Annotated in this window: 8 protein-coding genes and 1 pseudogene; 6 read left to right on the top strand and 3 right to left on the bottom strand. The window is 38.5% G+C overall.

Going from position 1 to position 6,696, the window contains the following annotated elements; genetic code table 11:
* From JOD45_RS09680 to JOD45_RS09655, 6 genes and pseudogenes are all read left to right on the top strand, one after another.
* Positions 1-158: pseudogene (locus JOD45_RS09680) on the top strand (ISL3 family transposase); the annotation flags it as partial.
* A gap of 212 nt (positions 159-370) precedes the next feature.
* Positions 371-1,630, top strand: coding sequence for a glycosyl hydrolase family 18 protein (locus tag JOD45_RS09675; RefSeq protein WP_205003682.1), 1,260 nt, complete (start codon positions 371-373; stop codon positions 1,628-1,630).
* Positions 1,631-1,861: 231 nt separating this feature from the next.
* Positions 1,862-2,077 (top strand): spore germination protein, encoded by a 216-nt coding sequence (locus JOD45_RS09670; RefSeq protein ID WP_205003681.1) that lies wholly within the window; start codon positions 1,862-1,864, stop codon positions 2,075-2,077.
* An 87-nt stretch (positions 2,078-2,164) separates the two neighbouring features.
* On the top strand, positions 2,165-2,440 hold the full coding sequence (locus JOD45_RS09665) for a spore germination protein (protein ID WP_239549191.1): 276 nt from the start codon (positions 2,165-2,167) through the stop codon (positions 2,438-2,440).
* Between the two features lie 54 nt (positions 2,441-2,494).
* On the top strand, positions 2,495-2,710 hold the full coding sequence (locus tag JOD45_RS09660; protein ID WP_205003680.1) for a spore germination protein: 216 nt from the start codon (positions 2,495-2,497) through the stop codon (positions 2,708-2,710).
* Between the two features lie 306 nt (positions 2,711-3,016).
* Entirely contained in the window at positions 3,017-3,262 is a 246-nt protein-coding gene (locus JOD45_RS09655) for a YtxH domain-containing protein (RefSeq protein ID WP_205003679.1), read from the top strand.
* 47 nt (positions 3,263-3,309) lie between these two features.
* Here the strand turns inward: JOD45_RS09655 and JOD45_RS09650 are convergent, their stop codons facing one another.
* The 3 genes from JOD45_RS09650 to JOD45_RS09640 are packed head-to-tail and all read right to left on the bottom strand — an operon-like array spanning position 3,310 to position 6,648.
* Positions 3,310-4,668, bottom strand: coding sequence for a sensor histidine kinase (locus JOD45_RS09650; RefSeq protein WP_205003678.1), 1,359 nt, complete (start codon positions 4,666-4,668; stop codon positions 3,310-3,312).
* Between the two features lie 26 nt (positions 4,669-4,694).
* Positions 4,695-5,393 carry a response regulator gene (locus JOD45_RS09645; protein ID WP_205003677.1) on the bottom strand — a complete coding sequence of 233 codons (699 nt, stop codon included), beginning with the start codon at positions 5,391-5,393 and terminating at the stop codon, positions 4,695-4,697.
* A gap of 22 nt (positions 5,394-5,415) precedes the next feature.
* Entirely contained in the window at positions 5,416-6,648 is a 1,233-nt protein-coding gene (locus JOD45_RS09640; protein WP_205003676.1) for a hypothetical protein, read from the bottom strand.
* Positions 6,649-6,696 lie beyond the last annotated feature (48 nt).

The following is a 6,696-nucleotide window of genomic DNA, read 5'->3' as shown; positions in this document are numbered from 1 at the left end:
TCATTCATGGCAAAAATTTTAAAGATACTGCTGCACAGTTTCGAACATCGCAGACAACAGTTATTCGTCGGTTTGATCGAATTTCCTCTATACATTTAAAAGAATTTGAAGAATTGCCTAAAGTGATCGCCATAGATGAATATAGAGGTGATACGAATGTTAGAAATAATACGCGATATTTATGATCAACGTAACATTGGCATGGTTCTTATTGGCATGTAAGGAATTGAACGAATTATGGAAATCAATAGACTAGAAAAGATAATAACAGAAGCAATCGAAACAGCACGGGACATTTGACGTAGAACCTTTTTTTGAACGTGAACCTGGTCATTTGCATACGGTAATAACAGGGAAGAGGAGGGATATTTTGTTTGTTTATACCGTTAAGCCGGGTGACTCGTTATATTCGATTAGCCAAAAGTACCAGTACCCTCTCAATAATCTCCGTATGGTTAACGGGCTGCACCGCGATAATATTACTCCCGGGCAAGCATTGCTTATACCAAGCCGTTCCTACACTGTTCAGCAAGGGGACAGCTTTTACTCCATTGCTAAAAGGGCTTATATTTCTGCCGATGAGCTGTTAAGAGCCAATCCCGGGGTAGACCCGAACCAATTGCAGCCTGGAATGAGGGTGAACATTCCAGAAATATCTAAAGAATACATCACAACGTTTGGATACACAGTGGTTAGAGGTTTGCCGTCAGATATCAAACAAATTGAAGATTTTGCACCTTATACGTCACTGATGGCTTTATTTGAATACCATTTTTATTCAAATGGTTCGCTGAGCCAATTAAATGTATCTGCAGAAGTTGCCGCTGCCTGGCGCAACCATATGACACCTTTAGCGACTATTACTAACTTAACGCCACAAGGGTTCAGCTCAAGTTTAACCCATCAGGTGTTAAGCAATCCTTCAGCAACAGAGCGGCTTATTAACAATATATACCAATTAGTAACAACAAATGGTTTTGGCGGCGTCAATATTGATTTTGAAAAAGTTTTGGCAGAAGATCGGGAATTATTCTCATCTTTCTTGCGCCGGCTAAATCAGCGCTTGAAAGAACGAAACTTGATCACAACCATTTCCGTCCCGCCAAAAGAGAATGATAATATACCATGGCTTAAAGGCTATGATTATCAAGCGATCGGTTCAGCTGTTGATTATATGTTTATCATGGCGTATGACTGGCACTATCCGGGAAGTGAACCAGGGCCGGTGGCGCCAATTGGCGAGATCAGAAAAACTTTAGATTTTGCGGTGAGCAAAGTCAGGCGGGATAAAATTATTTTAGGGGTTCCTTATTATGGCTATGACTGGATTATTCCTTACCGTCCCGGCCAATTGCCAGTGACTTTGTCAGCGCATGCGGCAACGACTGTTGCTATGAATAACAATGTCCCTATTCAGTATTCCGAAGAATATAAGTCGCCGTTTTTTTATTACACAGATACGTCAAACAGAAGGCATGTTGTATGGTTCGAAGATGCCCGCAGCCTTATTGAAAAAGCGCTCTTAGTCCGCAAATATAGACTGGGCGGCTTTGGCGCTTGGGAATTGAGCTTTGGGCTTCCTCAAGGATCATGGATATTAACGCGCTTTTTCAGGGTTCGAAAGGTTTAATCATTTTTTAAAGCACGCTGAACAATAAAGAATGTTAAGCGTGTTTTTATTTTGAATTTGTCTTTTTATAAAAATGTGACAGACGACTATTCATATAATGCAAAGGTACATATAATAGATATCATGCAGATAAGGCTGAAGTTTTAAGACATGCTTATATAAAATGATGCCGTTTGTGATAAATCGTTGATGAAGGATGTTATCTAACATATATGATTAGGAGGGATAACGATGCCTTCGCTTATTGGTCCCGTTAAAGTCAACACAGTTTCCGGCGCGGTGAATTTCGGAGATACATTAAACGTTGCTCCAAAAGCTGTTACAAAAACTTATACTGGTTCAGGAGGATTTGGGACAGGTGACTTCCATATTGAAAATAATGGTTATAGTGTAACGAATACGTATGATGCAGATGTTAATGATGCGAATAATGCAGGAAATAATTAAATCAAAAGGCTTGCATTAAAGGATATTTTATGATAAGTACGGCTTTAAGACGATCAAACAGCCATTTAAATAAAGAATGATATATTCATGGCAAGAACAGAAAATGGTCCATATAGATTGGTCAATAGGGATAAAGGAGAGAATAATATGCCTTCAATTGTTAAAACGTTTAAGTGCAGTTATGTTTCGGGCTCTGTTAACTTTGGTGATACAGCTAATTTAACCCCTAAGCAAAATATTAAGTTTATTTCCGGAGCAGGCGGGTCAAGAACAGGCGATTTTCATCTGCAAAACAGTATATATTCACTCACGAACACATATGACCCGGATGTCAATGATACCAATAATGAAATAAATAGATAAATTTTATCAAATGAGGTGCTGCTGCTTTATTGCCTCATAAAAGGTGTGATGATGTTGCCTTCAATTGTTGGAGCGGTTAAGATTAACACTGTTTCAGGCGCTCTTAATTTTGGGGACAGTCTAAACGTGGCCCCCAAAGTGGTTTCAAAGACTTTTTCTGGTTCCGGAGGATTTAGTACAGGTGACTTTCATATTGAAAATAATGTGATTAGTTTGACGAATACGTATGATGCAGATATTAATGATGCTAATAACGCCCTCAATAATTAGTTTAAGTCACAAAAATTTAAAATAATCATCCACTGGCTGCTGAAGAAGGGTTGAAGCAGCCTTTTTGCGCGGGATAAGGAAAAGCCGGATGTATAGATTCCTATTAAATAAGCAATATTAAAATGATGTTAAAGGAATTTGCAAGAAGAATAGAGAATATAGTGAATGATGTCCTTTTTTCTGAAACAATAGCGAATGATATATATGAGAAAATTAATGCGGGATATTGGATGACATATATCAGTATGTGCCGCATTGTGGTAAAATAATGAAAGAGGACAGCATATTGTTTGAGGAGGAATAGAGATGAGTGCGAAAAATTTTATAGTAGGATCTTTAGTAGGCGGGGCTGTAGGCGCTTTTACCGCTCTGATGCTTGCACCAAAATCTGGCGAGGAATTTCGTAAAGATCTTTGCGGAACATCTTCAGGTCTCATTGACAAATCAAGCGACCTGGCTATCTCGCTCACTCAAAAAACTTCAGATGTCATTGATAAAGCGAAAAAAGCAGGGCAAAATTTAACAAACAAAGAAGACGAGCCTTACAGCTAACTAAAAGAAAACTTGGCGTCAGGGTACTGCACCCAGCCAAGTTTTCTTTATTTATTCTCCAGAATCAATTTAGGCAATTGGATAGATATGGTCGTTCCTTCATTAACTTTACTTTTAATGTCGATTTTCCCTTTATGCAAATCTATAATTTGCTTAGTGATGGAAAGCCCGAGGCCGGACCCTTGGCCTTTAGAAGAAACTTGGTAAAAGGATTGGGTGAGATAAGGAAGATGCTCTTCACTGATGCCGATGCCGTAATCTTTCACAATAAGGGTGATATACTCATAGGAATCTTTAAGAAATATGTCAATCGTGCTGTTAGGGCGGGAAAATTTAATGGCATTGTCAATTGTATTGATAATGACTTGCTTTAACCGGTTTTTATCGCCGTGTATGACTGTTCTTTTAAGCTGGTGTATTTCAATTTTGATATTTTTTTCTTTTGCTTTGATTTTTAAGGATTTAACGACTTCTTTTAACAGCTCATCAAACCGGAAGTTATCTTTATACAATTTCAAAGTATTAGACTGGAGGCGGGAGAAATCCAACAGATCCTCTACAAGTTCAATTAATCTGTTTGTTTCGCTCGCTATAATATTCAGCCCCTCTTCAAAGTCCTTTCTGTCCAATTCCCGGCTTAATAGCATCGTTTCGCTCCAGCCTTTGATGCCCGTCAGCGGCGTCCTTAATTCATGGGATATAGACGAGATAAATTCACTTTTCAGCTTGTTCGTTTTGACGATTTCATCAGCCATGTAATTAAGTGTATCCGCCAGCTCGCCAAGTTCATTTTTATATTTTTTATCGACTCGGATGTTAAAATGCCCCTTAGCCATTTCTTTTGCAGCGGAAATAATATTTGTAATTGGATCGACGATAGACCTCGCAAATCTCAGGCTGATAATAAATACGATGAGGGCTATAATGATGCCGATGGTTGCCGCTCCTGCGTAAACCAAGGTTAAAACATCATCAACATCCTCAAGAGATGTAATATAGCGAAGCACGTAAGTACCGGAGTAAATCTGTATAGGAACATAGATGTTCATCACTTTTTCGCCGGTATCCGGCATCTTGGCGACATCGATAACTTTTTTTCCGCTGAGAATTTCCGGTTTCAAATGAACCTTCTGGTTAACTTCAAAGCCTGAAGAAGAGGTAAGCACATCGCCGTTTGTATTTAATACTTGAAGCTCCGCTTTGCGGGTGTCGAAGCTTTTCAGAATTGACGAAAGAAGTTTGCCGTTTTCTTCGCTTGGGTTTTCTTGATTAAATCGATTAAATAAATCCTGTGACGTATCAGCATGTGTGATAATCATTCTGGATATGTTTTGGTAATAATAGGTGCGAAGGGTGACGGCGAATACGCATTCGCTGAGCGCTAAGGTAATTAATATAATGGCCATAAAGTTTAAGACAACCCGGTTAGTCATTATTCGTCACCGCTCCACATATATCCTCTTCCCCAGTGAGTTAATACATACTGGGGATGAGAAGGGTCATCTTCAATTTTTCTTCTGAGCCTCCGAATATTAACATCGACTATTTTGGTATCACCGACATAATTCTGCCCCCAAACATGATCTAAAAGTTCGTCGCGCGTTAAGGATTCGTTCGGATGCTCCATAAGCAGACGGATGATTTCAAATTCAGTCGGCGTTAAATCAATAAAGGTCTGGTTTTTAAACAGGCGGCCCTCCTTAATTGATAATTTGAACGGACCTGATTTAATCATGTTGGATTCTTCTTCATCCGATTTTTTATTTACTTTAAGCCTGCGGGCTAATGAATTGACGCGCGCGACCAGTTCAACAGGGCTGAATGGCTTTGACACATAGTCGTCGGCACCGATTGTCAACCCGGTGACTTTATCCTCTTCCTGAACTTTAGCTGTAAGCATGATAATGCCAATTTCACTGTTGTATTCTCTCATTTTCCGGCAAACTTTGAAGCCGTCGATGCCCGGCAGCATAATGTCCAGCAAAACAATATCTATATCATTATTTTTTAAATGATCGAGGGCAGCTTCACCGGTTTCAGCTTCAATCACTTCAAACCCTGACCGTTTTAAATTTAATACAATAAAGCTCCTAATCGCACGTTCATCCTCAACAACCATAACACTGGTCACTGTATACACCTCGAATCAATGATTAACGGATAATGTGAAAAGTATATCTATAATTAATATCTGTTTGCTTATTAGGAATAAGGTAATTATACTTCGGCGATTCGCCAATTTTTATATAGTGCTTTTTATTATAGGATTGGCTTTTTTTCATCCAATAGATCGAAAGGAGCGGTTTATTGTCCTTGATTGTTGTAAATGTGATATGCTTATTAATTTTTTCGTGTTTAACAGTGACACGGTTAATCCATGCTTTTGGAAAATCGACGTAAAAGCCGTTTTCATAACTGTTATAACGTTCATTGACAACTTTTAAATGCTTACCATCCCATCTTTTATACGCTGTAATAAACGGCGTATCAGCAAGCGGCTCATCCTCCCAGCCTTTTGGTGCAAAAGGCACAGCGATTTCAATGATGCCGTCGTGATTGATGTCTTCACTGTATTCTTGAAAAGGTTTATCCGTTTGTTCGCTTTTCGGCAAGGCATATGTCAGTTTCCCATTTTCAAAGGAGACAACTTCTGTCCTGCTTACGTTGCCTATTGTCGTATCAATGAACAGGGCGGATTGCTTTTCTGTTAATTTGCCAGCTATGACATGGTCAATACCGTCTATTTTTGAATTGAGTTTGATGGATGAAAGCTTTTGGTACTCACCTTTTTTATTCACTTGAAAGGTTGATACTGTAAAATTTTTAAGAGGTGCAAAGTTTATTAAAGTAAGATCCTTTTGATGGTCATCATTTAAATCATTAATCACAATCTTGCTGTAGGGATGTTTAAACTCTTCTTTTAATTTGTCATTTTTAAAGGAATAAACGACACACTCTTTATGATTATACAAGTCAAGACCTAAGATAATTTCAGGGATGCCGTTATGATCAATATCACTAACAAGAAATTCGTCGATATCGACAGTGCCGGTCGGAACATCTGCGATCTTTTTCCAGCGATTGTTGATCCGTTTCATTATAGCCATATGGACATCGCCATAGCCTGTGTAATAAAAGAACAAAGCTTCTTTCTGATGATCTCCGTCAAAATCTTTTTGTATAATTTGATGATATATTTGACTGCTGCCCGTTGAGATCAATTTAGCTTTTTTGGGAATTTGTTTAAATATCGCATCTTTTAATTCTTGGTTGCTCTCTGCTTGCTTTGGTTGATGAATTAATGTGTAGGGCGATCCTGAAAGATGGCATCCTGAGAGAAAAAAAACGAGAGAACCAAGGACGAGCAAAAGGCTGTACCTTGTCATCATTTAGCTCCTTATTATTTTGCGTTTATATTATTTTATAATAAATCA

The sequence above is a fragment of the Scopulibacillus daqui genome (assembly GCF_016908855.1).
Classification (GTDB): Bacteria; Bacillota; Bacilli; order Bacillales; family Sporolactobacillaceae; genus Scopulibacillus_A; species Scopulibacillus_A daqui.
Note: the sequence above shows the minus strand (reverse complement) of the source record. Positions and strands in the feature narration are given on the sequence as shown.

What these genes read in the sequence shown, in the direction of transcription:
- JOD45_RS09670 (WP_205003681.1), top strand. Translation starts at nt 1,862, where the DNA reads ATGCCTTCGCTTATTGGTCCCGTTAAAGTCAACACAGTTTCCGGCGCG.
- JOD45_RS09665 (WP_239549191.1), top strand. Translation starts at nt 2,165, where the DNA reads ATGGCAAGAACAGAAAATGGTCCATATAGATTGGTCAATAGGGATAAA.
- JOD45_RS09655 (WP_205003679.1), top strand. Translation starts at nt 3,017, where the DNA reads ATGAGTGCGAAAAATTTTATAGTAGGATCTTTAGTAGGCGGGGCTGTA.
- JOD45_RS09650 (WP_205003678.1), bottom strand. Translation starts at nt 4,668, where the DNA reads ATGGCCATTATATTAATTACCTTAGCGCTCAGCGAATGCGTATTCGCC.
- JOD45_RS09640 (WP_205003676.1), bottom strand. Translation starts at nt 6,648, where the DNA reads ATGACAAGGTACAGCCTTTTGCTCGTCCTTGGTTCTCTCGTTTTTTTT.